19 protein-coding genes and 4 pseudogenes are annotated in these 26,175 nt (G+C 70.0%); 10 read left to right on the plus strand and 13 right to left on the minus strand.

Going from position 1 to position 26,175, the window contains the following annotated elements; all coding sequences use genetic code 11:
• Nucleotides 1-24 precede the first annotated feature (24 nt).
• From HTV45_RS15720 to HTV45_RS15730, 3 genes are all read left to right on the plus strand, one after another.
• A complete protein-coding gene (locus HTV45_RS15720; RefSeq protein ID WP_215206400.1) occupies nt 25-867 on the plus strand; it encodes a glutamate ABC transporter substrate-binding protein in 843 nt (280 codons plus the stop codon).
• 84 nt (nt 868-951) lie between these two features.
• The gene (locus tag HTV45_RS15725) at nt 952-1,620 is read left to right on the plus strand and encodes an amino acid ABC transporter permease (protein ID WP_215206401.1); all 669 of its coding nucleotides are present in this window, start codon (nt 952-954) and stop codon (nt 1,618-1,620) included.
• On the plus strand, nt 1,617-2,525 hold the full coding sequence (locus HTV45_RS15730) for an amino acid ABC transporter permease (protein WP_215206402.1): 909 nt from the start codon (nt 1,617-1,619) through the stop codon (nt 2,523-2,525). The genes HTV45_RS15725 and HTV45_RS15730 overlap by 4 nt, the downstream gene beginning before the upstream one ends.
• Nucleotides 2,526-2,595: 70 nt before the next feature.
• On the opposite strand, the pseudogene HTV45_RS15735 reads toward HTV45_RS15730, so the two are convergent.
• Both HTV45_RS15735 and HTV45_RS15740 read right to left on the minus strand, forming a co-directional pair.
• A pseudogene (locus tag HTV45_RS15735) lies at nt 2,596-3,390 on the minus strand (transposase).
• Between the two features lie 258 nt (nt 3,391-3,648).
• Nucleotides 3,649-4,833 (minus strand): IS701 family transposase, encoded by a 1,185-nt coding sequence (locus HTV45_RS15740; RefSeq protein WP_251692162.1) that lies wholly within the window; start codon nt 4,831-4,833, stop codon nt 3,649-3,651.
• A gap of 678 nt (nt 4,834-5,511) precedes the next feature.
• Here HTV45_RS15740 and HTV45_RS15745 point away from each other — a divergent pair.
• Nucleotides 5,512-6,282, plus strand: a complete 771-nt coding sequence (locus HTV45_RS15745) for a transposase family protein (protein ID WP_215206404.1) — start codon at nt 5,512-5,514, stop codon at nt 6,280-6,282.
• Nucleotides 6,283-6,339: 57 nt separating this feature from the next.
• Here HTV45_RS15745 and HTV45_RS35220 read toward each other — a convergent pair whose 3' ends face one another.
• The 3 genes from HTV45_RS35220 to HTV45_RS34270 form a co-directional block, all read right to left on the minus strand.
• Entirely contained in the window at nt 6,340-6,603 is a 264-nt protein-coding gene (locus HTV45_RS35220) for a group II intron maturase-specific domain-containing protein (protein ID WP_215206405.1), read from the minus strand.
• 228 nt (nt 6,604-6,831) lie between these two features.
• Entirely contained in the window at nt 6,832-7,236 is a 405-nt protein-coding gene (locus tag HTV45_RS15755; protein WP_251692147.1) for a reverse transcriptase domain-containing protein, read from the minus strand.
• A complete protein-coding gene (locus HTV45_RS34270) occupies nt 7,233-7,565 on the minus strand; it encodes a hypothetical protein (protein ID WP_251692148.1) in 333 nt (110 codons plus the stop codon). Before HTV45_RS34270 ends, HTV45_RS15755 begins: the two co-directional genes overlap by 4 nt.
• 342 nt (nt 7,566-7,907) lie before the next feature.
• Between HTV45_RS34270 and HTV45_RS15760 the strand changes: the two are divergent.
• The 3 genes and pseudogenes from HTV45_RS15760 to istB all read left to right on the plus strand — a co-directional run.
• Nucleotides 7,908-9,032: pseudogene (locus tag HTV45_RS15760) on the plus strand (IS256 family transposase); the annotation flags it as partial.
• Nucleotides 9,033-9,280: 248 nt separating this feature from the next.
• A complete protein-coding gene (gene istA, locus HTV45_RS15765) occupies nt 9,281-10,561 on the plus strand; it encodes an IS21 family transposase (RefSeq protein ID WP_215206406.1) in 1,281 nt (426 codons plus the stop codon).
• Nucleotides 10,561-11,379 carry an IS21-like element helper ATPase IstB gene (gene istB / locus HTV45_RS15770; RefSeq protein ID WP_215206407.1) on the plus strand — a complete coding sequence of 273 codons (819 nt, stop codon included), beginning with the start codon at nt 10,561-10,563 and terminating at the stop codon, nt 11,377-11,379. The genes istA and istB overlap by 1 nt, the downstream gene beginning before the upstream one ends.
• 552 nt (nt 11,380-11,931) lie before the next feature.
• On the opposite strand, the gene HTV45_RS15775 is transcribed toward istB, so the two are convergent.
• Entirely contained in the window at nt 11,932-12,375 is a 444-nt protein-coding gene (locus tag HTV45_RS15775; protein ID WP_215206408.1) for a hypothetical protein, read from the minus strand.
• Nucleotides 12,376-12,726: 351 nt separating this feature from the next.
• Here HTV45_RS15775 and HTV45_RS15780 point away from each other — a divergent pair.
• Both HTV45_RS15780 and HTV45_RS15785 read left to right on the plus strand, forming a co-directional pair.
• A pseudogene (locus tag HTV45_RS15780) lies at nt 12,727-12,851 on the plus strand (IS5/IS1182 family transposase); the annotation flags it as partial.
• Between the two features lie 335 nt (nt 12,852-13,186).
• Nucleotides 13,187-14,812, plus strand: coding sequence for an FAD-dependent monooxygenase (locus HTV45_RS15785; protein ID WP_215206409.1), 1,626 nt, complete (start codon nt 13,187-13,189; stop codon nt 14,810-14,812).
• A gap of 291 nt (nt 14,813-15,103) precedes the next feature.
• On the opposite strand, the gene recX is transcribed toward HTV45_RS15785, so the two are convergent.
• The 7 genes and pseudogenes from recX to HTV45_RS15820 all read right to left on the minus strand — a co-directional run.
• A complete protein-coding gene (recX, locus tag HTV45_RS15790; protein ID WP_215206410.1) occupies nt 15,104-15,889 on the minus strand; it encodes a recombination regulator RecX in 786 nt (261 codons plus the stop codon).
• A gap of 3 nt (nt 15,890-15,892) precedes the next feature.
• Complete coding sequence (gene recA / locus HTV45_RS15795) at nt 15,893-17,023, minus strand: recombinase RecA (protein ID WP_215206411.1); 1,131 nt, start codon at nt 17,021-17,023, stop codon at nt 15,893-15,895.
• 228 nt (nt 17,024-17,251) lie between these two features.
• Nucleotides 17,252-18,514 carry an AI-2E family transporter gene (locus HTV45_RS15800; protein ID WP_215206412.1) on the minus strand — a complete coding sequence of 421 codons (1,263 nt, stop codon included), beginning with the start codon at nt 18,512-18,514 and terminating at the stop codon, nt 17,252-17,254.
• 58 nt (nt 18,515-18,572) lie between these two features.
• Entirely contained in the window at nt 18,573-18,767 is a 195-nt protein-coding gene (locus tag HTV45_RS15805) for a DUF3046 domain-containing protein (protein WP_215206413.1), read from the minus strand.
• 122 nt (nt 18,768-18,889) lie between these two features.
• A complete protein-coding gene (locus HTV45_RS15810; protein WP_215206414.1) occupies nt 18,890-19,198 on the minus strand; it encodes an AzlD domain-containing protein in 309 nt (102 codons plus the stop codon).
• Nucleotides 19,195-19,953 (minus strand): AzlC family ABC transporter permease, encoded by a 759-nt coding sequence (locus HTV45_RS15815; RefSeq protein ID WP_215206415.1) that lies wholly within the window; start codon nt 19,951-19,953, stop codon nt 19,195-19,197. Before HTV45_RS15815 ends, HTV45_RS15810 begins: the two co-directional genes overlap by 4 nt.
• Nucleotides 19,954-20,066: 113 nt before the next feature.
• Nucleotides 20,067-20,819, minus strand: a pseudogene (locus HTV45_RS15820) (AraC family ligand binding domain-containing protein); the annotation flags it as partial.
• A gap of 92 nt (nt 20,820-20,911) precedes the next feature.
• Here HTV45_RS15820 and HTV45_RS15825 point away from each other — a divergent pair.
• Nucleotides 20,912-25,798, plus strand: a complete 4,887-nt coding sequence (locus HTV45_RS15825) for an ATP-dependent helicase (RefSeq protein WP_215206416.1) — start codon at nt 20,912-20,914, stop codon at nt 25,796-25,798.
• Nucleotides 25,799-26,175: the final 377 nt, after the last annotated feature.

Raw genomic sequence — 26,175 nt, forward strand, 5'->3', positions numbered from 1 at the left:
TTCACCAGTCAAAGGATGTGCACCATGAAGCTCCGCAAGGTCACCGCCGCCTCGGCCGCCGTGTTCGCTCTCGCCCTGACCGCGACCGCCTGTGGCGGCGACGACAGCAAGGACAGCGACTCGTCCTCCTCGGGCGGTGGCGAGAAGATCACCGTCGGTATCAAGTACGACCAGCCGGGCCTCGGCCAGAAGACGCCTCAGGGCTACGAGGGCTTCGACGTGGACGTCGCCACGTATGTCGCCGAGAAGCTCGGGTACGACGAGGACCAGATCGAGTGGAAGGAGTCGAAGAGCGCCGACCGCGAGACCATGCTGCAGCGCGGTGACGTCGACTTCATCGCGGCCACCTACTCGATCACCCCGGAGCGCCAGGAGAAGGTCGACTTCGCCGGCCCCTACCTGCTCGCCCACCAGGACGTGCTGCTCCGTGCCGACGACGACAAGATCAAGTCGCCGGAGGACCTGAACGACGCGAAGCTCTGCTCGGTCACCGGCTCCACCTCAGCGCAGAACGTCAAGGAGAAGCTGGCCCCCAAGGCTCAGCTGCAGAACTACCCGACCTACTCCGCCTGCCTGACAGGGCTTCAGAACGGCGCCATCGACGCCCTGACCACGGATGACTCGATCCTCGCCGGCTACGCCTCGCAGTCGCAGTTCGAAGGCAAGTTCAAGCTGGGCGGCTTCAAGATGACCAACGAGAATTACGGCATCGGCGTCAAGAAGGGCAGCGACCTCAAGGACAAGATCAACGACGCCCTCGAGGCCATGGTTGCCGACGGCGCCTGGGACCAGGCGGTCAAGGACAACTTCGGCCCGGCCAACTACAAGAACGAGCAGGCGCCGAAGATCGGCGACGTCAAGAGCTGAGCCTGAGCCTGCCCCGTCGCGCCGCCCCTTCCGGAGGGCGGCGCGACGGGGCAGACATCCCTACACGCGGAAGCGCGGGAGATCGTGTTCGACTTTCTTCAGGATTACGACCTGGCGGGAGCCATCTGGACGACAGTGCAGCTCGCTGTGCTCTCGGCCGTCGGCTCCCTGATTTGGGGCACCGTACTTGCGGCGATGCGCGTCGGCCCCGTCCCGTTGATGCGCGGCTTCGGAACCGCGTACGTGAATATCGTGCGGAATATCCCGCTGACCGTGATCATCCTGTTCGCGTCGCTGGGCCTGAACCAAACCCTGCAGATCACGCTGGGCGCCGAAGGCAACTTCGAGACGATCAACTTCCGGCTCGCCGTTCTCGGTCTGATCCTCTACACCTCGGCCTTCGTGTGCGAGGCGCTGCGATCCGGCATCAACACGGTGCCCGTCGGCCAGGCGGAGGCGGCCAGGGCGATCGGGCTCAGCTTCGGCCAGGTGCTGCGGCATGTGATCCTGCCTCAGGCGTTCCGTTCCTCCGTCGTGCCTTTGGCGAACGTCCTGATCGCGCTCATCAAGAACACCACGGTGGCCGCCGCCATCGGTGTCGCGGAGACGGCGCTGCTGATGAAGGAGATGATCGAGAACGAGGCACAGCTGTTGCTGATCTCCGCGGTCGTCGCCGCTGTGTTCGTGGTTCTGACGCTGCCGACCGGACTGTTCCTCGGCTGGGTGGGCAAGAAGGTGGCGGTGAAGCGATGAGCTCTATTCTCTACGACGCGCAGGGGCCCCGTGCCAAGCGGCGCAACGTCCTCTTCACGGCCCTCTTCCTGGTCGCCTTCGCAGCCGTACTGTGGTGGGTCATCAGCACGCTCGCGGACAAGGGCCAGCTCGAGTGGGCCAAGTGGGAGATGTTCTTCACCGGCACAGAAGCCTGGTCGACGTACATCTGGCCAGGCCTGCAGAACACTCTGAAGGCTGCGGCCCTCGCGGTGATCATCGCGATGCCGCTCGGAGCCGTCCTCGGCATCGCCCGGCTGTCGGACCATGCCTGGGTCCGCGTCCCGGCCTCGATCGTGGTCGAGTTCTTCCGGTCCATCCCCGTGCTGGTCCTGATGATTTTCGGTCTCGCCCTCTTCTCCGAGTACACCAGCGTCAGCTCGGACGACCGTCCGCTGTACGCGGTCGTCACGGGCCTGGTGCTGTACAACGCATCGGTCCTGGCGGAAATCGTCCGAGCCGGGATCCTGGCACTGCCCAGGGGCCAGGCCGAGAGTGCGATGGCGATCGGCCTGCGCAAGGGCCAGGTGATGCGGTCGATCCTGCTGCCGCAGGCGGTTACCGCGATGCTGCCGGCCATCGTCAGCCAGCTCGTCGTCATCGTGAAGGACACCGCCCTCGGCGGCGCCGTCCTCACCTTCTCCGAGCTTCTCGCCTCCGCAAACACGATGAGCGCCTACTACGGCGCCAACACCATTGCCAGTTTCACCATCGTGGCCGTGATCTTCATTGCGTTGAACTTTGCTCTGACCAGCTTCGCCAGCTGGTTGGAGGCGAGGCTCAGGCGCAGCAAGAAAAGCACGGGCGCGGTCGTGGGCGCGGAGGAAGTCACCGACCTCAACGCCGCGGAGGTCGGCGGCACCTACAAGACCGGCGCAGGCCAGTAGTGCGCGGCTGCCGTACGACGTGGGTGTGGCCCGGCGGAATTCCGGCGGGCCAAGCCATGTCGAGGCGAGGCTATGCAGCCAGGGTTGCGGCTGGGGTCATGATGGTCTCGTACTTGACGGGGGTCAATCGGGACAGGCGTTTCTGACGTCGGCGTCGGCGGTAGGTACGCTCGATCCAGGTGACGATCGCGATCCGCAGTTCCTGGCGGGTGGCCCAGGTTCGGCGGTCAAGGACGTCCTTCTGCAGCAGCGCGAAGAAGCTGTCCATCACCGCGTTGTCGCCGGCCGCACCGACCCGGCCCATGGATCCGCCGGGCGGTCTGCTCAGCCATCGACTCACCGGCGGCCTGGGCCTCGTTGAGAAGGAAGCGGTGACCGAACTCGGGATCGTCGCGATGCGCGTCGAACAGTGCGTTGGCCTGGTATGCCTCGGCGAGCACTGAACCGGTGACCGGTGAGGCCAGCCACCGGTAGTAGGGCTGGCGGGCCAGCCCGAGCACCCGGCACGTCACCGCCACCGGCACCCGGTGGGGGGCAGCGGCGGTGGTCGGCTCGCGGACGAGCGGGTAGATCATTACGACGGCAGGTTCGCCTGCGACAGATACGCCGCAGCCCTCCTGAGGACTTCGTTCTCTTGCTCCAGCAGCCGGATGCGCTTGCGGGCCTCGCGCAGTTCAGCCGACTCACCCGACGCTGTCGCGGGCCTGGCACCCTCATCGGTGTCGGCACGGCGCAGCCACTTCGACAGCGTGATCGGGTGGACGCCGAAGTCGGCGGCAATCTGTTCCAGCGTGACGCCGGGCTCGCGGCTGCACGCGACCCGCACGACGTCCTCGCGGAACTCCTTCGGACACGGCTTGGGCACTGCAGCATCCTTCCAGGCCGCCTCTCAGCAAGCCAGGTCAGGTGTCACTTAGTACTCCAGCAGGACTTCGCTGTCTGACCTGGTCTTTCGCCGGGTGGCGGGAGTGTAGCGGGACTTCGGTCGTGCGGGGGCGGTCTCACGGAGACCGCCCCTCGATCGTGCGACAACGCCGCAGGTAGTGACAGCGGCGGGCAACTGCTTGGCGTCGGCGGCGCCAGTTCGACCAGCTCAGCGCGTGATGTCGTCCGCGGTGTCCGCTCAGGTGCGGGGGTCGGACACGACAAGCTGCCAGGAGTCGCCGAACCTCCGCCACTGTGAGCTCGATGACCCCGGCCGCCCCACTGGTTGCGCCCCTCTTTCCCAGGACTCGCGTGCGGCGGCGGCCAGGAAGGCGTGCGCGAGCATGGCCAAAGTGATGTGCCGATACCAGCCCACATAGCGGCGAACTTCGTACTGGTCCAGGCCACATTCGTTCTTCGCGGCCTGGAAGCACTCCTCGATCGACCAGCGTGCCCCGGCGACCCGCACCAACTCCTGGACCGTGGTCTCCAGGGGCGTATAGGCGAGGTAGTAGGCGATCTCGCCGGGCTTGCTGATGCTGCGCCGGGCCAGTGCCCACCGCATCCGGTGGGGGACCTCGCCCTGGTAGTCGAACTCGGTGACGGCCGGCAGCCGCACCGCCGCCCAGTGATAGACGCGGGGCCCCTTCGCGCCGTCGCCGCACGAGATCTTCTCCCACGCCTCGGCGGGTGCCTGCGCGAACAGACCCTCGATCCGCGAACAGCCCACGCTGAACTGGGACTTGGGGACGGCCAGCACGTAGCCGACACCCGACTGTTCCAGCAGCCGGCGGAACCGGGTGTCCTGACCGTAGGCGGAATCCGCGGTGACCCAGGCAATGGGCAGCGACGAGGCGAGGGCCCGCAGCACCATATGCCGGGCCAGTTCGCCCTTGGTGGCGAACTCCCGCTCGTCGGGGATCCTTGCGGCGCGGCAGCGTTCCCGGTCCTCAGTCCAGGACTTCGGGAGGTAGAGCTCGCGGTCGACCAGGGCCCTGCCGCAGGCGGAGGCATAGGCGGCGAAGACGCCGATCTGGCAGTTCTCGGTCCGGCCTGCGGTTCCGGAGTACTGGCGCTGGACCCCGGCCGAGGTGGTGCCCTTCTTGATGAACCCGGTGTCGTCGATGATCAGCACGCCGTCGTTCTCGCCAAGCTTGCCGGCGACGTATTCCTGCAGGTCGTCGCGTATTTCATCAGGCTCCCACTTCGATCCGGCGAGGAGGTGCTGCAGGCCGTCGGGCGTGCGATGGCCGGCCTGTTCCGCCAGCTGCCAGCTGTTCCTGCGGGCGACCGGGGCGAGCAGCCCGCGCACGTAGTCCCCCATGCGGCGGCGGAGCTCGACTCGGCCGAAGCGGTGCCCGATGGTCAGGAAGAGATCGTCCAGTTCGAGGTCCCGCTGCGCGGCGGCAGACTCGGTGATCACTCTCGGAGGCTGCCCCGCCGCTGTCACTACCTGCGGCGTTGTCGCACGATCGAGGGGCGGTCTCCGTGAGACCGCCCCCGCACGACCGAAGTCCCGCTACACTCCCGCCACCCGGCGAAAGACCAGGTCAGACAGCGAAGTCCTGCTGGAGCACTAGCCCTGCAGCAGTCCACCGGGCCTCGTCCCCTCCATCAAACTGGTCACCGCGCCGCAGGGCGGACACGAGTTCCGAGCGCCATCCCTCGGGCCCTTGGCGGAGCCAGAGGGGCCACTGGTCTGTGCGGTTGTCGATCAGGTGGCCGTACTCCCACCCCTGTCGCGGCCGCCTGCAATGATCCGTGCCAAAGGTCGCTCGCCACTGAGGTTTTCTCAGCGAAATTCACTTCGGGGCCCCAGCTGCGGACAGACGTGAAACCCCTGGTCGGACGGTTCTCACCACAAGATCGTCCGTAGAACCAGAGGCTTCACGTTGGTCACCTATGCTGCCGTGCTCGACGTCCCCCGCCACATCGTGGTGCACCTCTCCCGGCTGCTCGCCGTGCACCGTCGCGGCCTCAACACCCCGCTCGGCTCGCGAGCCCTGGGCACCTTCCGCCAGGCGGTCCTGGTACGCTGCGCTGGTTCCGTGAGCGCGGTTGTGTGCACTGCCTGGCCAGAGACGCTGGCGTCTCGCAGGCCACCGGCTACCGCTACCTCCACGAGGGCATCGACGTCCTCGCGACCCAAGCACCGGACCTGCACGAGGTGTTGGACCGCTGCCGCGAGGAGGAGATTAGCCACGTGATCCTCGACGGCATGCTCGTCGAAAGCGACCGCCTCGCCGGCACCCGGGACAACGGCAACGACCTGTGCTTCAGCCAGAAACACAAGGGCTTCGGCGGCAACGTCCAGTTCCTGTCCGCCCCGAACGGCACCCCGTTGTGGGTCTCCGACGTCGAGCCGGGCTCCACCCCGGACATCACCGCCGCCCGGCTGCACGTCCTGCCCGCGCTGTACAAGGCGGCGGCCGACGGCCTGCCGACCCTGGCCGACAAGGGCTACATCGGTGCCGGTATCGGCATCCGCGTCCCGGTCCGCCTCCCGAAAGGGAAGTCGGAACGAGCCCTGGACGCCGACACGCGCATCACGAATTCCCTGATCAGAGACCTTCGCTCCCTCGGCGAGCGCACCGCCGCCGAGCTCAAGGAACGCTGGCGCACGCTGAAGCGCGTCACCCTGAGCCCCAGTCATCGGCGACATAGCCCGCGCCGCCCTCACTCTCAACCACCACTGGAAGTGATCTTCACTGTAGGGTCGGGGGCTGGCGCGGTGACGGAGTACGTCCGCTCCGTTTCCAGCCCCCGCCGCTTCGAACCGCGCATGCGGTGCTCCCGCACACGGCTCACCGACGCCGTTCACCGGCGGCATTAGGTCTCTCCCGCCAGGGCTTGCCCGCCCTGGGTGCAACGACGGTTCCGCACGGGCTGATCAGGCTGAGATCCCGCGGGGACGAGACCGCCAGCACCCATCTCCCGCACGCCCGGCTGCGCCGGTGCTTTCTGCTGATAAGTGCGCGACACGCTCCCGGGTATACCGGCCGATCATGCTGAAGCGCCGAGCGGAATGGCCGTACCGGAAGTACGCCATCCAGCCCCGGAGGAACAAGTTGAGGTCCTCCACGATCACTTGTGGATGCAGCAGGAGCCGGCGCCGGGCAGTGATCTTCCGGATTCGGTCCCTGGCATGCTGCATCCCCGGTTCGAGGGCCAGCGGGCGAGGAACTTGACACGTGGGCGTCCGTGCAGCCCTCGGGAGCGGACCTGGCGGTGGTGGAATCCGAGGAAGTCGAAGCCTCCCCGCCCACTTTTAGGTGCACGATCCTCGTCTTGGCCGCCTTCGGCTTCAGCCCCAACTCCCCCAGCAGTTCGACCAATCAGGCAAGCGCCCGTTCGGCCTGGCTGCGGGAGAAACACATCACGATCAGGTCATCGGCATAGCGGACCAGGCTCCCATCGTGTTCGTCCCATGCCCGGTCGAGCCCGGTGGATAGACGTTGCACATCAGCGGTGAGATCACACCACCTTGCGGGGTCCCGGTCACCGGCCGCCGCACCTGCCCGTCCTCCATCACTCCGGCGCGGAGAATTTGCCGCAGGAGTTTGAGGACGGACTGGTCACAGACGCGTCCTTCGACCGCGTGCATAAACTTCTCGTGCGCGATCGCCGAGAAGCACTCGGCGATGTCCGTCTCCACCACCCACCGCCTGCCCCGCTGGTGCTCATCGATGAGCACTTGCAGGGCATCGTGGGCCGAGCGTTTCGGGCGGAACCCGAAGCTGCACGGCAGCATGTCGGCCTCGAAGACCGGCTCGAGCACGATCTTCATCGCGGCCTGCACGATGCGGTCACGAACCGTCGGGATGGGCAGCGGTCTTTGCTGTTCTTCACCCCCGGCTTGGGGATGAACACCCGGCGGGCAGGCAAGGGACGGCAATTCCCCTGCCGCAGTTCGTCGGCCAACTCGCCAAGGAGACGGTCGATGCCGTGCTCCTCGACCTGGGCCAGGGTGGTTCGGTCGATGCCCGGTGCGCCATTGTTGGCACGCACCATGACCCACGCGCGCCGGAACACATCCCTGCGGTGGATCTTGTCTCCCAGCGCGTGGAACCGCCGTCCGGGGCCGGCCTTGGCCGCCCGGTAAAGCGCATGCTGCAAGGCACGGACCTTGTCCGAGGGAGTACGTCCCCCGACGGCGGGAACAGCCACACGGGCACTCACCGAGCCCCTCCTTCACTTCATGACGCACCGACGAAGCAGTGGCCCTTCCCTCACCGGGAGTTGTGTTGTCTCCCAGCTGCAAGCGGTACTACGGCCACCTCCGACGCCCAGCCGGCCCGGATGGCGTCCCGCTGTGTGGTGTAGGGGATCTCCGCGGTTGCGTGCGCGGGTTCTGCTCCCTCGGGTGCACCGTCTGCCGGTGTCTGCTCCCTACTCAACTGGCAGACCACCGTGCAACTGTCCGGAGTGAACGGGCAGTTCGACCCCAGGGGGTGCACGGTGGCCTTGTCCCAGCATGACCTACTTCGCCTGCTTGAGTCACTACGTTCGGCCGATGGTCTTGAACTCGTCCGCGAGGTCGCCGAGCGGCAGCTGCAGGAACTGATCGAGGCCGAAGCCACCACGAAGATCGGCGCCGAGTGGGGCGAACACACCGACACCCGCACCACCTGGTGCAACGGGCACCGCGAGAAGACGATGACCACGCAGGCCGGCGACCTGGAACTCGCCATCCCGAAACTGCGGGCCGGAAGTTTCTTCCCCAGCCTCCTCGAGCGCCGGCGGCGCATCGACCAGGCTCTCTACGCGGTCATCATGGAGGCATACGTCCACGGCGTCTCCACCCGCTCCGTCGACGACCTCGTCAAAGCCCTCGGCTCCGACACCGGGATATCCAAGAGCGAGGTCCCCCGGATCTGCGCGGACCTCGACGAACAGCTCGACGCTTTCCGGACCCGCCCGCTGGACCACATCCGCTTCCCCTACCTGTTCCTCGACGCCACCTACGTCAAGGCCCGCGTCGACCACCGCATCGTCTCCCAGGCGATCGTCATCGCCACCGGCGTCACCCAGGACGGCGGCCGCGAAGTCGTCGGGGTCATGGTCGGCGACAGCGAGACCGAGGTTTTCTGGGCCCAGTTCCTGCGTCACCTGCGAGAACGCGGCCTGAGTGGCGTCCGCCTGGTCATCTCCGACAGCCACAGCGGCCTGGTCAAAGCAATCCGCAAAGTCATGCTCGGCGCCGCCTGGCAGCACTGCCGGGTCCATTTCGTCCGCAACGTCTTCGCCGCCATCCCGAAAGGCTCGGCGGAGATGGTCGCAGCGACGATCCGCACCGTCTTCGCCCAGCCCACCGTGGACGCGGTCTGCGCCCAGCTCGACACCGTCGCCGACATGCTCGGCCGACAGTTCCCCAAGATCAGAGAGATGCTGCTGGAGGCGAAGGAAGACCTGACCGCGTTCGCGGACTTCCCCCACCAGCACTGGAAGAAGATCCAGTCCACGAACCCGCTCGAGCGGCTGAACCGGGAAATCAAACGCCGCACCGACGTCGTCCAGGTCTTCCCCAACCCGACCGCAGTCCTCCGCCTGGCCACCGCGGTCCTCGCCGAACTCCACGACGAGCGGATCGCCTGGTCGGGGAGGGCCTCCCCAGTTCCCGCCGCCACCCTCGATACGTTCCGCGCCTCATACGCCGGGGAGTCCTTCACGGCTGCCCGTCCAGAATCTTCACCGCTTCCATGGCGTTCGCCCCGATTTCGAGAGGCTCTGTCGGCGACGGGTGAATTGTGACCCTCTGACGGCGGATCAAAACTGACCCGCTTCGTGGTCTTCCGAGCAAACTGATCTTGATCGAAGGTCAGGAGAAGAGGGTGATTTCCGTGGAGGACTGGGCAGAGATCCGCAGGCTGCACCGGGCCGAGCAGATGCCGATCAGGGCGATCGCACGGCACCTGGGCATCTCGAAGAACACCGTGAAGCGGGCGCTGGCCACCGACCGGCCGCCGGTGTACTCCCGCCCGGTCAAAGGCTCGGTGGTCGACGCGGTCGAGCCGCAGATCCGGGAACTGCTGAAGCAGACTCCGACCATGCCCACGACCGTGATCGCCGAGCGGATCGGCTGGGAGAAGGGCATGACGGTGCTCAAGGACCGGGTCCGCGAGTTGCGGCCTGCCTATCTGCCCGTCGATCCGGTCTCGCGCACGACGTATCAACCCGGCGAGCTGGCTCAATGCGATCTGTGGTTCCCGCCGGCCGACATCCCGCTGGGTTACGGACAGAGCGGACACCCGCCGGTCCTCGTCATGGTCTCGGGCTACTCGCGGATCATCGCCGCACGGATGCTGCCCACCCGCACCACCGGCGACCTGATCGACGGACACTGGAAGCTGCTGACCTGCTGGAACGCGGTCCCGCGGATGCTGGTCTGGGACAACGAGGCCGGCATCGGCCGCGGCAAGGTGACCAGCGACTTCGCCGCGTTCGCGGGCCTGATCGCCACCCGAATCCATCTCTGCCGGCCTCGCGATCCAGAGGCGAATGGGCTGGTGGAGAGGGTCAACGGCTACCTGGAAACGTCGTTCCTGCCCGGCCGCACCTTCACCGGACCAAACGACTTCACCACCCAGCTCACCGCCTGGCTCAACATCGCCAACCGGCGTCAGCACCGCACCCTGGGCGCCCGCCCGATCGACCGGTGGGAAGCCGACCGGGCCCAGATGCTCGCCCTGCCGCCCGTCGATCCGCCGCGCTGGTGGCGCTTCGCCACCCGCATCGGCCGCGACCACTACATCCGCGTCGACACCTGCGACTACTCCGTGCACCCCCTGGCCATCGGCAAGAAAGTCCAGGTCCGCACGGACACCGACGAGGTCATCGTCACCCTCACCCCCGGCGGGGCGGAAGTCGCCCGCCACCCGCGCTGCTGGGCGAAGCAGCAGACGATCACCGACCCCGTCCACGCCCGCGCCGCAGCCCTCCTGCGCGGCGACTACCGCTACCATCACACCTCCCGGCCCCTGGCGACCCGCCAGACAGGCGCCGCCGCCGCTGCTGATCTCATCGAGGTCGAGCAACGTAAACTCGACGGCTACGACCGCATGTTCACCCTCATCGAGGGCGGCGGCGGACACGACGAACCGGAGGTCTCCTGATGTCACCCACCGCCAACGGGGCCGGCATCGACAAGCCCCGAACCGGCCGTCAGACCGCCGCCGACCTGTCCTTCCTGACCCGGGCGATGAAGGCCCCCGCGCTCCTGGACGCCGCCGAGCGACTGGCCGAACGCGCCTTGAAAGAAACCTGGACACACACCGAGTTCCTGGTCGCCTGCCTCCAGCGGGAGGTCTCCGCCCGCGAGTCCCACGGCGGCGAGGCCCGCATCCGGTCCGCCCGCTTCCCCGCGATGAAAACAATCGAGGAACTCGATGTCACCCATCTGCGCGGCATAACTCGCCAACAACTGTCACATCTGGGCACGTTGGACTTCATCGCCGCGAAGGAGAACACCGTATTCCTGGGACCTCCAGGAACAGGGAAGACACACCTGGCGATCGGCCTGGCCGTCCGTGCCTGCCAAGCCGGCCACCGCGTCGCGTTCGCCACCGCCGCCGAATGGGTCGACCGCTTGGCCACCGCCCATCACGCCGGACACCTCCAGACCGAGCTCACCAAACTCAGCCGCTACCCGCTGATCGTGATCGACGAGGTCGGCTACATCCCCTTCGAAGCCGAGGCCGCGAACCTGTTCTTCCAGCTCATATCGAACAGATACGAGCGAGCGAGCGTGATCGTCACGAGCAACAAACCCTTCGGACGCTGGGGCGAAGTCTTCGGTGACGAAACCGTGGCCGCCGCCATGATCGACCGCCTCGTCCACCACGCCGAGGTCCACTCCCTCAAAGGCGACTCCTACCGCATGCGCGGACGCCAACTCGGACGCGTCCCCACCGCCACACACGACACAGACTGAACACCAGCAACCAGACCCGGTGGGTCAAAGTTCGACCGCCCAAACTGGGTCAGGATTCAGCCGCCGCCGACAGGCTCGGCACTCCCTCGTTCCACCCTGAAGAGTGGCTGAGTAACGACGCTGCAGGCTTCGCGTGATGCTACGGACCGTATCGTCGCTCCCCCTGTTACAGGGCTGTTGACGCCGGACGTTTCCCTCCGACGCCGCCAGCTTGCTACCGGGCTTCCACCGGCAGGCGACGACGAGCTTCCGAACAGCAGTAACACCGCTACGTAACGGTGTCACCTCCTGTTCTGCTGGGCGCACGAGAAGACCTCACTACGTCGCCGACCTCGACCTCGTCGAGGCATCCGGTCATTGCTCGACACACCACCACCGTCAATCCAGCCGCGTGTCAAAGGTCAGTAGACGCGCTCGGACGCCGATTGAATGCATGCGAAAAGACCCTGACTGCTGGGAAGGCAGCCAGGGTCCATAAGAGGTGTCTGAGGCTAGGCGCCTATCAGAACCATGACACTATCTCGGATATTGAGGAATCACCCCGGAGAATGATCAGGTGTTGAGGCACGGCGTCTTGACTATCTGCGACCGGTTCGCAGTGTCCCCGGGCTCAATGTACTTGATGTGCACCACGCCCTTGTAGCACTGAGTGCCAGACTTGTCCGCAATGGTCGTCTCGAAACCCCCGAATCCCCTACTCGTGTTGATCACCTTCATGCCAGCGGTCTTCCGCCCCAGGCTGCGAGTATTGTCGCGGTCGATGCTGATGTAGGGGGTGAAGAGATTGTCGCCCTTAGTGCAGGTGAAGTGGGCCTGAGCGCGTATTTTGCCAGAGTACTGGTGGTCGTCCACATATACCGTGACGCGGCAATTCGGGTTGATGAGCATCGCCTTGCCCACGTTCTTGGACGTTGCCGAGGCGCTCGGCGCACTCAGTGCAATAACACCAAGGGCTGCAACTCCGGTGATGCCGATCCTCTTCATTACGGAACGCATGCGAATCTCCTGTCACCGATCTCAGAGCTTCCCAAAGAAGGCTCCTGGTCACCCACGATCTTGGCAGCCTGCCATGGTCACCACAAGTGATATTTGATTCTTTTGAGGTGAATCTGAGCTTGGTTACTAGCCGGCGATAGGGTTGCAGGAATATTTCGAAGTTCATCTACTTCTGGCCCATCGACACGGGTACCTATCCGGATCGACGACGGGCGGGCGCCCTGGTGTGGCTGGATGCCGGGCCCACAAGGAAGTCTCGTCCCGCAGGGCGGCTTGAGAACTCGGGCAACGAAACCGCTTGTATCAGGTGATCGTGCGTGTACCGATCGGAATGTGTGGACCGAGTGCACCGTGCTGATCGTGGACGGCGCCCCGGTTCTCACCCGCGACCACATCATCACCGAGCGGTCTGAGAACTACCGGTACACCGGTACTCCACCAACCACCAGGTCGTCATGGACGCCGACACCCACCTCGACAACGGCATGAACGGCCAAGTCCTCGCCAACCCCGCAGGACGTCTGCTGCGCGTCTCACCCGCCTGCCCAGAGCCACCCATGACATCCGCGCCACCACATCACATTGCCGACCGGCGTCGGTGGTGCGGCAAGGCGGTACACCCCGGACTCATGTGATGAACAGTCACGTGAGGGGAAGGCACCTGCGGCCCTCATGATCGCCAACCGCCCTTCGGTCACTTGACGCAAGCACCGGCAATAGGTTGCATACGTTCTGTGATCGTGCACCCTGCTCCATCTTCCTGTTCCTCCGCGTCTCCTCGGACGTCACTTCGGGCAGGGGGCGCCGCGCCGTGGACCCGGTGATCATCGTCGGAGCGGGGCCCGTCGGGCTCACGCTCGCACTGGCGCTGGCACGCCAGGAGGTGCCCTGTGTGGTCCTCGACGAAGGTCCGGGCAAGGACGAGCCCCGTCCGGCGCGCACCGTCGTCCTGCGCGAGGACACCGCCGCGCTCATCGAGCGGCTGACCGGCGTACCGCTCGCGCACGCCGGTGTCCGTTGGGCCGGATGGCGGTCGGTGCGGCGCAAGCAGGTGATGTGCGAGGTGACCTTCGGCGACGCCGATCCCGCTCCCGTGCACATCGCCCAGCACGTCCTGACGGACGCCCTGCGCACGGCTCTGGCCGGCGAGCGGCTCGTGAGGACCGCCGTGGAGAGCCGGCTGGACACCATAGAGCAGGAACCGTCGGGCGTCACCGCCCACACCCGCGGCGCGGCGGGCACCTGGTGGCGCGGCAGCTATCTGGTCGGCTGCGACGGGCCGCGCTCGACCGTGCGCAAACTCCAGGACATCCGCTTCCCCGGACGCACCGCGGTGGAGCGTCACGCCGTGGCCGCCCTGCGCACCGAGCTTCCCTGGTACGAGGAGGCGCTGCTGCACCGCCAGCCGCCCTGGCGTGTGTCCGGGCCCTCGGCCGGGGAGATCACCGCGCGGCCGCTGCCGGACGACGTGTGGCGGCTGGACTGGCTGCTGCCGCCGGGCAAGGACCTGGTCACGCCCGAACTGCTGCTGGCCCGCGTCCGGGAGACGCTGGCCGGCTGGGGCGGCGGCCCCACCCCGCCCTACGAACTGCTGGACACCGGGGTCCACACCGTGCACCACCGGCTGGCCCGGCGCTGGCGGGCCGACCGGGTGTTCCTCGCCGGGGACGCGGCCCATCTGCTCGGCACGCTGGGCACGCACGGGCTGGACGAAGGGCTCCGTGACGCGGACAACCTGGCCTGGAAGCTGGCGCTGGCCTGGCACCACGGTCCGCACGAGGCACTGCTCGACAGTTACCAGACCGAGCGCCGCGCGATCGTCGCCGCCCGGCTGCGCGCCGCTGACCAGGCGCTGCCGCTGCTGCGCGGCGGTGGCGTGCTGCGCGCCTACGTTCCCGGCTCCGCGCGGGGACACGACACGCTGCTGACAGACGGCCACCTGGGGCGGGGCGCTCTGGGTGCGCCGGGGTCGTACGCCGCCTCGCCGCTCGCACCCGGCCCGCTCGCGGGCGACGCGCCGGTCGGGACGGTGCCGGGGGAGGCGGTGACGGATGTGCGGGTCACGGCGGAGGACGGCACGTTCGTCCGGCTGCGGGACCGGCTCGGCCGGGGTGCCCTGCTGGTGGTGCTGATCGCTCCGGGTACGGGTGTGTGGGAGCGACGGCACTGGGTCTCCGCCGGGATCATGCCCCGGCTGGCGGCTGCCGTCTCGGCGCTGCCGCACCCCGCCGAGCTGCTGGTGGCCGAGAGCTACCCGGGGGCGGCGGCCCACACCGTGCTGCTGGTGCGCCCCGACGGCCATCTGGTGGCGGCCCTGAGCGGGGTCCGTCCGGCGGATCTGTACACGGCGGCGGAGGCGGTGCTCGGCGGGCCGGCCGCGGAGGAGGCCGGGGAAGGCGCGAGTGCGACGGCCGACGCGGGGGCGGGCTCGCGCTGACTGCACCGGGCCACCGACCTGGTGAGCGGCTTCCATGCCTGACGTGGGGCGGGACTGCCGGTGCGGCCTGCGCCGCCTGCACAGGTCTGCTGCGGGCGGTGCTCGGGGGTGGTACGCCGGTGGGCACGGTCCGGTTCACCGGGCCGGTCGTTCACGCGGACGCCGAGCGGGCCGGTGGCACGCCGGCTCCGGGCGGTACGGGGCCCTGCGGGGTGGCATGGGCGGTGGGGCCGGCGGGCCTGGCCGGAGCACCCGGCGCGAGCACGCGGCGCGGCCACGTTCCCCGTCGGCTCACTCGTCGCCGAGGAACTCCGTGTCCTCGCCCTCCTGCTCCAGTGCCTGCCGGACCACGCGCAGGGCCAGGCCCTCGGAGTAGCCCTTGCGGGCGAGCATGCCCGCGAGGCGGCGCAGGCGCTTGTCGCGGTCGAGGCCGCGGGTGGCTCGCAGTTTGCGGGCGACCAGTTCGCGCGCGGTCTCCTCCTCCTGCTCGGCGTCGAGCCGGGAGACGGCCGCGTCGATCAGCGTGGGGTCGACGCCCTTGGTGCGCAGCTCCCGGGCGAGCGCGCGCCGGGCCAGTCCCCGGCCGTGGTGCCGGGAATCCACCCAGGCGTCCGCGAACGCGCTGTCGTCGATCAGTCCGACCTCCTCGAACCGGGAGAGCACCTCCTGCGCCGCCTCGTCGGGGATCTCCCGCTTGCGCAGCGCGTCGGCGAGCTGCTTCCGGGTGCGCGGGGTCCCGGTCAGCAGGCGCAGACAGATGGCCCGCGCCCGCTCGACCGGGTCCCCCGAAGGCTCCTCCCGCTCCGCCCTCGACTCGGAGGAGGTGCCCCCGTCCGCCGCGGCCGCCTCGCCGAAGGTCCGGCGACTGCGCCCGCGTCCACCGCGCGGCCCGCCGTCACGCGAGCCGCCCGCCCGTGCGCCATGGCCGCGCCGCCGGCCCCCGCCGGAGTCCGCGCCCTCGAGGCCGCCCTCCCCCGTGCTGTCGTCGTACGCCGCGTCACCGCTTCCGATGCCCCTCCCCCGTGAGGCACCGGAAGCGTCGAACTCGTACTCGGCCCAGTCGGTTCGTCGGGTCACGGGTCAGCTCTTGGCCGCCGCGGCCCTGGACTTGGAGGCCTTCGCCGCCGGGGCCGGGGCCGGGGCCGGTACCGCGGCCGGCTCGGTGGCAGCGGTGCCCGCCGCGTCCGCGCCCGCCTCGGCGGCGGGCTCCTCGGCCTGTACGCCGACGCCCAGCTTCTTCAGGATCTTCTTCTCGATCTCGTTGGCGAGGTCGGGGTTGTCCTTCAGGAAGTTGCGGGCGTTCTCCTTGCCCTGGCCGAGCTGGTCGCCCTCGTAGGTGTACCAGGCGCCGGCCTTGCGGACGAAGCCGTGCTCCACGCCCATGTCGATCAGGCCGCCCTCGCGGCTGATGCCGTGGCCGTAGAGGATGTCGAACTCGGCCTGCTTGAAGGGCGGCGCCACCTTGTTCTTGACGACCTTGACGCGCGTGCGGTTGCCGACCGCGTCGGTTCCGTCCTTGAGGGTCTCGATACGCCGGATGTCGAGGCGCACCGAGGCGTAGAACTTCAGCGCGCGGCCACCGGTCGTGGTCTCCGGGGAGCCGAACATCACGCCGATCTTCTCGCGGAGCTGGTTGATGAAGATCGCGGTGGTCTTGGACTGGTTGAGCGCGCTGGTGATCTTCCGCAGGGCCTGGCTCATCAGACGGGCCTGCAGACCGACGTGGCTGTCGCCCATCTCGCCCTCGATCTCCGCGCGCGGGACGAGCGCCGCGACGGAGTCGATGACGATGAGGTCGAGGGCGCCGGAGCGGACCAGCATGTCCACGATCTCCAGGGCCTGCTCGCCGTTGTCCGGCTGGGACAGGATCAGGTTGTCGATGTCGACGCCGAGCTTCTTCGCGTACTCGGGGTCGAGGGCGTGCTCCGCGTCCACGAAGGCGACCTGGCCGCCGGCCTTCTGCGCGTTCGCCACCGCGTGCAGGGTCAGGGTCGTCTTACCGGAGGACTCCGGTCCGTAGACCTCCACCACACGGCCGCGCGGCAGACCGCCGACGCCGAGGGCCACGTCGAGCGCGGTCGACCCGGTCGGGATGACCTCGATGGGCTCCTTCGTCCGGTCACCCATGCGCATGACCGCGCCCTTGCCGAATTGCCGTTCAATCTGTGCGAGCGCGGCGTCGAGCGCCTTCTCGCGGTCGGTTCCTGCCATGGGTTCCACCCGGTTTGCTTGAGTCGATCGCTTCACGTCAAAGACGCTAACGCCTGCCACTGACAACGCGCCCCGACGCACGTCCGGCCTGTGGATAACGTGGATGCATTTCTGTGTGAACCGGGACAGAGCACCCGCCGTTGAGCCTCACCGGCCCTCCCATAAGAATGGATGTTCGATTTGCATGTCAAGCCACGCCACGCCGGGCCCCACGGGCGGCGGTCTGCCTCAGGAGACCCCGGTGTCACCGTCGCGTGGGCGCGGCACGCCGGGCCGCCGGGCCCACAGGCGGCGGACCCGGGTGAACGCTCCCCGCTCGCCCCCGGGGCCGCGGTGGCCGAGCACCCGGGGGTCGTCCGTGACGTCGTACCGCCTCACGTACGCACCGAGGAACGCCTGGAGGGTGGCGACGGCGGGGATGGCGATCAGCGCGCCGACGGCACCCAGCAGCGCGGTGCCCGCGACGACCGACCCGAAGGCGACCGCCGGGTGGATGTCGACCGTCCTGGAGGTCAGCTTGGGCTGGAGCACGTAGTTCTCGAACTGCTGGTAGATCACCACGAAGATCAGCACCCACAGCGCGTACCAGGGCGCGACCGTGAAGGCGATCAGCATCGGCAGGGCGCCCGCCAGATACGTGCCGATGGTGGGGATGAACTGCGACACCAGGCCGACCCACACGGCCAGCACGGGCGCGTAGGGCACCTCGAGGAACTCCAGCAGGACGTAGTGCGCGGAGCCGGAGACGAGGGCCATGAGTCCGCGCGAGTACAGATAGCCGCCGGTCTTGATCACAGCGATCTCCCAGGCGCGCAGCACCTCCGCCTGCCGTGCGGGCGGCAGCATGGAGCAGACGGTGCGCCGCAGCCGGGGCCCGTCCGCCGCGAAGTAGAACGAGAACAGGCCGACGGTCAGCAGCTGGAAGAGACCGCCGAGGACCTGGGCGGAGACGTCGAGCACACCGGTGGCGCTGTTCTGGACGTAGTTGCGCAGCCAGTCGGAGCGCAGCAGGCCCTCCTGGATGTCCACCCGCCGCAGCTCGGTGTGGAAGTGCGCGTTGACCCAGTTGATCACGGAGTCGAGGTATTCGGGGAAATCCTCGACGATCTTGACGATCTGTCCGGCCAGCATGGACCCCAGCAGCGTGACGAAACCCGCCGACGCGACCAGGATGCCCAGGAAGACGAGGAAGGTGCCCAGACCCCGGCGCACCCCGCGCGCCGCCATCCAGCTCACCGCGGGCTCGACGGCGAGCGCCAGGAAGAACGCGATGAGGATGTTCAGCAGCAGGCCGGTGAGCTGGTGAAAGGCCCAGCTGCCCAGCTGGAACACGGCGACCAGCGCGAGCGCCAGCACCATCGCGCGCGGAAGCCACCCCGGCATCCGGGCTCCGGGCCTGGCCGTGGGGTCCACCGGAGGACCGGCGGGCGAAGGCGCGCCGGGCAGAGTGGGTTGCTGGGCCGCCGGCCCGGTCTCGTCAGTGGATGCCACGGCCCAAGTCTCACCTACGCCGACGGCCGTGTCCGCCTCCGGGCGGACACTGTGACCATCAGCGCTTCGACCGGGGGACGTCCATCACCGTGCAGATCACCTGCCAGACGTCCTTGGCGTCCCAGCCGGCCGCCAGCGCCTCGTGCACTGTGCGCCCGCCGAGTTCGGACATGACATGGTCGCGCGCGAAGGTGTCGGCGTACCCCGCGCCGAAGTGCTCCGCCATCCGCTCCCAGAAAACCGTCAACCGCATGCCCCCAGTATCCCGCCCGTGGGGGTGGCCCCCGGCCACGCGCACCGGGTGCCCGCCCCGTGCCCGCCCGTGTCCACCGCCGGCACCCGGTGCGCCGCACCGACGGGCACCGCGCGGCCGTGTCACCCGCCCAGCGCCCGCACCCCCGCCGTCACGACGACGGCCGCGGCCACCACGAGCAGGAACGGGGCACGCAGCAGCAGCGCCACCGCCGCGGCCGCGACTCCGGCCGCACGGGCGTCCAGGACCACGGCCTGCCCGTCGGAGAAGGTCTGCTGGGCGGTCAGGGCGGCGAGCAGGGCGACCGGGAGCAGCGCGGCGAGCCGCCGGACGAGAGGCCGTTCCAGGACTCCGGCGGGCACCAGCAGCCCCGCGAGCTTCACGGCATAGCAGCCGACGACGGTGACACCGATCGCGATCCAGATGTTCAACGGTTCTCCCCCGGTGCGTCACCACGCGACGCGCGCCCGCGGCCGCGCGCCCACAGGACTGCCGGGGCCGCGAGCGCGGCCACCAGGACCGGCACTCCGGCCGGCAGGACGGGCAGCAGACCGAGCCCCAGGAGAACGGCGAGCCCGGCGACGGCCCGCTCGGTGCCGGTCCGCAGCATCGGGGCGAGCAGCGCCAGGAACACCGCGGGACCGGCCGCGTCCAGCCCCCACGCGTCGGTGTCCCCGATCGCCTCCGCGCCCAGGGCGCCGAGCAGCGTGGTCAGGTTCCACAGGAGGTACAGGCTGAGCCCGGTCACCACGAACCCGATGCGCGCACTGCGCCGGGTGGGCTGGGCGAGCGACACGGCGGCCGTCTCGTCGATGACCCACTGCGCGGCGAACGGACGCACCGCGCGCGGCAGCGCCAGCAACTGCGACAGGCGCAGCCCGTAGAAGGCGTTGCGCACCCCCAGGAAGAACGCGCCCGCGGCCGCGGTGAACGGACCCCCGCCGGCGGCCAGCGCGCCCACCAGCGCGAACTGGGAGGCGCCGGTGAACACCAGCAGGCTGAGCACACAGGTCTGGAGCAGGGTGAGCCCACTGCCGGCCGAGGTCACTCCGAAGGCGAACCCCGAGAGTCCGACGGCGATCCCGACGCCGAGGGCGTCCCGTACGACGGCGCTGTCGGGTTTCCCTCCCGCGCCGTCCCGTCCGTCCTGTACATCCGCGCATCGCGCTGTTCGTTCCGCTGCCACGCCCCGGACGGTACGAGAAGGCCGGGACCCGCGTCTTGTACGTTCTTGCGCTCGCGCTGATAGGAGCCCGGGGGCACTCCGACGATCCGGCTGAAGTGCCGGTTCAGATGCGGCTGGTCGGTGAACCCGACGGTGAGGGCCGCCTGCGCCGGCGCCGTCCCCGCGTCCAGCAGCCGCCGTGCCCGCCGCACCCGCGCGTCGGTGAGCCAGGTGTGCGGCGGCATCCCGTAGGTGTCACGGAACGCGCGCAGCAGGGCGAACGGGCCGGTGCCGAGTTCCGCGGCCAGCCGCTCCAGCGTCGGCGGCGCGGCCATCCGCTCCTCCAGCACCGCCCGCGCCCGTGCCGCGAGACGGGCGCCCGCCGTACGGACCTCACGCCGGGGCAGCGTCCCGCCGTTCAGCCGCAGCAGCCGCGTCACCGCGACCCGGAGCAGCGTGTCGGCGGCGAGCGCGTTGCCCTCGTCGGTGGCCCGCAACACCTGGTGCACCAGCCGGACGGTGTACGGGTCGTCGAGGACGGGCGTCGCGAACCCCGGCGCGCCGCGCAGTGTGGTGGTCTCGGCGGCGATAGCGGCCACCACCCCGGGCGACGGGTACACCGCCCCGTACCGCCATCCCTCGGGGACGCCCGCCCGGCCGGTGTGCGGGGTGTCCGGGTTCACCAGCGCGAGGGAACCGGCACCCGCGTACTGGTCGCCCGCACCGTGGTGGAAGACCTCCACCCCGTCGGCGATGGCGGCGATCACGAAGTGCTCGTGGGTGTGCCGGACGAACGTCTTCCGCACGTAGCGGGCACGCAGCAGATCGACACCGGGCAGTTCGTCGTACTGCCAGTGCCGCGCACGCTCCTTCCGCTGGTCAGCCATACGGCCATTGTCACGCGGTCCCCGTCGCCTGCGCCGGGCGCCCACCGCCCGGCTCGGCGCCGATTGTCAGTGACCGGGTGCACGATGGACGCATGGTCAGCGATCCGCAGCGAGCCCTGGACGGCTTCTCCCCCGCGACCCGCGGCTGGTTCACGGGGGCCTTCTCGGCGCCCACCGCCGCGCAGGCCGGTGCCTGGCAGGCCATCGAAGAGGGCTCGGACGTGCTGGTGGTCGCCCCCACCGGCTCCGGGAAGACCCTGGCGGCCTTCCTCGCCGCCCTGGACCAGCTGGCCTCCACACCCCCGCCGGCCGATCCGAAGAAGCGCTGCCGCGTGCTGTACATCTCGCCGCTGAAGGCCCTGGCCGTCGACGTCGAGCGCAACCTCCGCAGCCCGCTGACGGGCATCCGCCAGGAGGCCGTGCGCCTGGGCCGGCCCGAGCCCGAGATCAAGGTCGGCATCCGCTCCGGCGACACCCCGCCCGCGGAGCGCCGCGCGCTGGCCACCCGGCCACCGGACATCCTGATCACCACCCCGGAGTCGCTGTTCCTGATGCTGACATCCGCCACGCGGGACGCGCTGACGGGTGTGGAGACGGTGATCCTCGACGAGGTGCACGCGGTCGCCGGCACCAAGCGCGGCGCCCATCTGGCACTCACGCTGGAGCGGCTGGACGAACTGCTGCCCCGCCCCGCCCGCCGTATCGGCCTCTCGGCGACCGTCCGCCCGGTGGACGAGGTCGCCCGTTTCCTCTCTCCGCGCCGCAAGGTGGAGATCGTGCAGCCCGAGTCGGGTAAGAGGTTCGACCTCTCCGTGGTGCTGCCGGTCGAGGACCTGGGCGAGCTGGGCGGCTCCCCGGCCGCCGACGCCGCGGAGGGGGCCGAGCGCCCGTCGATCTGGCCGCATGTCGAGGAGCGCATCACCGACCTGGTGCAGTCCCACCGCTCGACCATCGTGTTCGCGAACTCCCGCCGCCTCGCCGAGCGCCTGTGCAACCGGCTCAACGAGATCGCCCACGAGCGGGCCACCGGGGAGCCCCTGGAGGAGCACCACACCCCCGCCCAGCTCATGGGCGGTTCCGGGGCCGCCCAGGGCGCGCCCGCCGTCATCGCGCGTGCGCACCACGGCTCGGTGTCCAAGGAGCAGCGCGCCCTGGTCGAGGAGGACCTCAAGGCGGGCCGGCTGCCCGCGGTGGTCGCCACCTCCAGCCTGGAACTGGGCATCGACATGGGCGCCGTCGACCTGGTGATCCAGGTCGAGTCGCCACCGTCGGTCGCCTCCGGACTCCAGCGCGTCGGCCGCGCCGGACACCAGGTGGGCGCCGTCTCCACGGGCGTGGTGTTCCCGAAGTACCGGGGCGACCTGGTGCAGTCGGCCGTGGTCACCGAGCGGATGCGCACCGGAGCCATCGAGTCCCTGAGGGTCCCCGCCAACCCGCTCGACGTCCTGGCCCAGCAGATCGTCGCCATGACCGCCATGGACACCTGGCAGGTCGACGACCTGCTCTCCATGGTCCGCCGCGCGGCACCCTTCGCCTCCCTGCCGGAGTCCGCCTTCACGGGCGTCCTCGACATGCTCGCCGGCCGCTACCCGTCCGACGCCTTCGCGGAGCTGCGCCCGCGCGTGGTGTGGGACCGGGTCACAGGCGAGATCACCGGCCGTCCCGGTGCCCAGCGACTGGCCGTCACCTCCGGGGGCACGATCCCCGACCGGGGCCTCTTCGGGGTGTTCCTCGCCGGCGCCGATCCCAAGAAGGGCGGCGGCCGGGTCGGTGAGCTGGACGAGGAGATGGTCTACGAATCCCGCGTGGGCGACGTCTTCACGCTCGGCACCAGCTCCTGGCGCATCGAGGACATCACGCGCGACCGCGTACTGGTCTCCCCGGCACCCGGGGTGCCGGGCCGGCTGCCGTTCTGGAAGGGCGACCAGCTGGGCCGGCCGCTGGAGCTGGGCCGCGCGGTGGGCGCCTTCCTGCGCGAGATGGGCTCACTGACCAAGGACGACGCCCGGCTGCGGCTCCTCGCGGCCGGGCTGGACGCCTGGGCCTCGGACAACGTCCTGTCCTACCTCGACGAACAGCGCGAAGCCTGCGGCCACGTCCCCGACGACCGGACCATCGTCGTCGAACGCTTCCGCGACGAACTCGGCGACTGGCGGGTCGTCGTGCACTCCCCCTTCGGCGCCCAGGTGCACGCCCCGTGGGCGCTCGCACTCGGCGCCCGCCTCTCCGAGCGCTACGGCATGGACGCCCAGGTGATGCACGCCGACGACGGCATCGTGCTCCGGCTGCCGGACGCCGACCTGATGAGCCTCGACCTGCTCGACCACGACCCGGTGCGCAGCGGCACCGGGTACGACACCGACCAGGCCCCCCTGGGCGCCGCGGACGTCGTCTTCGACAAGGGCGAGGTCGACCGGGTCGTCACCGACCAGGTGGGCGGCTCGGCGCTGTTCGCGTCCCGGTTCCGCGAGTGCGCCGCCCGCGCGCTGCTCCTGCCGCGCCGCAGTCCAGGCCGGCGCACCCCGCTCTGGCAGCAGCGGCAGCGCGCCTCCCAGCTGCTCCAGGTGGCCGGGGAGTTCGGTTCGTTCCCGATCGTCCTGGAAGCCGTCCGCGAATGCCTCCAGGACGTCTTCGACGTTCCCGGACTCGTGGAGCTGATGGGCGACCTGGAGTCCCGCAGGGTACGCCTGGTGGAGGTCACCACCCCCGAGCCGTCCCCCTTCGCCCGCTCACTCCTCTTCGGGTACGTCGCCCAGTTCCTGTACGAGGGCGACTCCCCGCTCGCCGAGCGCCGCGCCGCCGCCCTCTCGCTGGACTCACGCCTGCTGGCCGAACTGCTGGGCCAGGCCGAGCTGCGCGAACTGCTCGACGCGGAGGTACTGGCCGAGCTGGAGGCCGAACTGCAGTGGCGCACCGAGGACCGGCGCGTCAAGGACGCCGAGGGCGTGGCCGACCTGCTGCGGCTGCTGGGCCCGCTCACCGACGCCGAACTCGCCGAGCGCGGCGCCGAACCGCAGTGGGCCCGGGACCTCGCCTCCGCCCGGCGCGCCATCCGGGTGCGGGTGGCCGGCGCCGACCACTGGTCGGCGATCGAGGACGCCGGCCGGCTGCGCGACGCGCTGGGCACGGCGTTGCCTGTCGGTGTGCCCGAGGCGTTCACCGAACCCGTCAAGGACCCCCTCGGCGACCTCCTCGCCCGGTACGCGCGCACCCACGGTCCGTTCACGTCGGCCACGGCGGCGGCCCGGTTCGGACTGGGCGTGGCCGTCACCGAGGGCGCGCTGCAGCGGCTCACGGCGGCGGGCAGGGTCGTCCAGGGGGAGTTCCACCCGGCCGGGATCGGACAGGAGTGGTGCGACGCGGCCGTGCTGCGCAGACTGCGCCGCCGTTCGCTGGCCGCGCTGCGGCACGAGCTGGAGCCCGTGCCGCCGGCCGCGCTCGCCCAGTTCCTCCCGCAGTGGCAGCACATCGGCAAGGGACACACCCTGCGCGGCGTCGACGGTCTGATCCGCGCCGTCGAGCAGTTGCAGGGCGCGTCCGTACCCGCGTCCGCCCTGGAGAAGCTGGTCCTGCCGTCCCGGCTGGAGAACTACGCCCCGGCCATGCTGGACGAGCTCACGGCCGCCGGAGAGATCGTGTGGGCGGGCGCCGGTTCGCTCCCCGGGAAGGACGGCTGGATCTCCCTCTACCTGGCGGACGCGGCCCCCCTGCTCCTGCCGCCCCCGCACCCCCTGGAGCCCACCGCCCTCCACCGGTCCGTCCTGGACGCCCTCTCCGGCGGTTACGGCCTCTTCTTCCGCCAGATCGCCGACCAGGTCCGCGCCACCACTCATCCCGAGGCCGGCGATCCGCAGCTGGCCGACGCCCTGTGGGACCTCGCCTGGTCCGGGCGGCTCACCAACGACACGCTCACTCCGCTGCGCTCCCTGCTGGGCTCCGGGCGCACGGCCGGCTCCACCGCCCACCGCGCGAAGCGCTCGGTCCCGCGCGGACGCTACGGATCGCTCACTGCGGCCGCGCGCACCGCCTCACGGACCGGCCCCCCGACCGTCGCCGGCCGCTGGTCCCTGCTCCCGGAGCGGGACGCCGACCAGACGCTCCGCGCCCACGGGCTGGCCCGTACCCTGCTCGACCGGCACGGTGTGGTGACCCGGGGAGCGGTCTCCGCGGAAGGCGTCGAGGGCGGTTTCTCGGCGGTGTACCGCGTCCTGTCCGCCTTCGAGGAGACCGGGCAGGCCCGCCGCGGCTATGTGGTGGAGGGCCTGGGCGCCGCCCAGTTCGCGATGGACGGGGCGGTGGACCGTCTGCGCGCCGCGGCCAACGCCCGCGAGCGGGGCGACGGCCTCCCGGCCCCGGGCACGCCCGGCCCCTCCGGGGGCGCCCCCGATTCCTTCGCCGATGTGCCCGGCTCTTTCGAGTCCGCCTTGGGCTCCGACGGCTCCCCGGGCCGTACGCCCTACCCCAGTCCGTCGCCGGGCGACCACGTCTCCCCGCGCGACCCGGCCGCACCGGCCCCGCCCCCGTGGCAGAACGGCGGAGGTCCGTCGTACGACCCCTTCGCCGGACGTCGCACCGGCGCGGACCGCTCGGCCCGCGCCGTCGTCCTGGCCGCCGCCGACCCGGCGAACGCCTACGGCGCCGCGTTGAACTGGCCCGAGCCCCCGACCGGTGCCGGGCACAAGCCCGGCCGCAAGGCGGGTTCCCTGGTGGTACTGGTGGACGGTGACCTGACGCTCTACATGGAGCGCGGGGGCAAGACGCTGCTGGCCTGGCCCGCGGTACCCGACGGCGAGCCAGGCACCGACCCCCGTCTCACGGCCGCCGCCGAAGCCCTCGCCTCCACCGCCCGCGCGGGCGCCCTCGGCACGCTCACGGTGGAGCGCGTCAACGGCACCTCGGCGCTGACCTCCCCGCTGGGCACCCTGCTGGAGACCGCGGGCTTCGTCGCCACACCCCGGGGCCTGCGCCTGCGCGCCTGAGCCCCACCGGGACAACTCCCGAACGCCCGCCCACGGTGACGCCTCGCGAACCCGCCCCATCGCCCCGCCGGACAGCCACGGGCTCACGCACCACACCCGCGCCCGCGGCCCACGCCCTCCGATCACCTGAACGCCCTTCCAGGGTGATGCCCGGAAACCCGCCACCAGCGCCCCGCCCGACTCCACGGCCGCGCTTCTTGCTGTTATCCAGCATCATCAGGCTGGAGCCCGTGTCACCCCCGCAGCCCGCGCCCACACACCTGATTCCCCCACCTCGACCCGACCTCGACCACCCGAATGACCTCCACGCATACCGGCCGGTGGCCCGACCCGTCGCGGCGTTCCCCGGGAACTCCACCCCACCACCCGGCCGCCCC

The organism is Streptomyces sp. CHD11 (genome assembly GCF_018638295.1).
Classification (GTDB): Bacteria; Actinomycetota; Actinomycetes; order Streptomycetales; family Streptomycetaceae; genus Streptomyces.

Coding starts and splice junctions, on each gene's coding strand:
- recA (WP_215206411.1), bottom strand. CDS start 17,023: ATGGCAGGAACCGACCGCGAGAAGGCGCTCGACGCCGCGCTCGCACAG.
- HTV45_RS15775 (WP_215206408.1), bottom strand. CDS start 12,375: ATGCGTTCCGTAATGAAGAGGATCGGCATCACCGGAGTTGCAGCCCTT.
- istB (WP_215206407.1), top strand. CDS start 10,561: ATGTCACCCACCGCCAACGGGGCCGGCATCGACAAGCCCCGAACCGGC.
- HTV45_RS15805 (WP_215206413.1), bottom strand. CDS start 18,767: ATGCGGTTGACGGTTTTCTGGGAGCGGATGGCGGAGCACTTCGGCGCG.
- HTV45_RS15825 (WP_215206416.1), top strand. CDS start 20,912: ATGGTCAGCGATCCGCAGCGAGCCCTGGACGGCTTCTCCCCCGCGACC.
- HTV45_RS15755 (WP_251692147.1), bottom strand. CDS start 7,236: ATGAAGATCGTGCTCGAGCCGGTCTTCGAGGCCGACATGCTGCCGTGC.
- HTV45_RS15720 (WP_215206400.1), top strand. CDS start 25: ATGAAGCTCCGCAAGGTCACCGCCGCCTCGGCCGCCGTGTTCGCTCTC.
- HTV45_RS15730 (WP_215206402.1), top strand. CDS start 1,617: ATGAGCTCTATTCTCTACGACGCGCAGGGGCCCCGTGCCAAGCGGCGC.
- HTV45_RS35220 (WP_215206405.1), bottom strand. CDS start 6,603: ATGCAGCATGCCAGGGACCGAATCCGGAAGATCACTGCCCGGCGCCGG.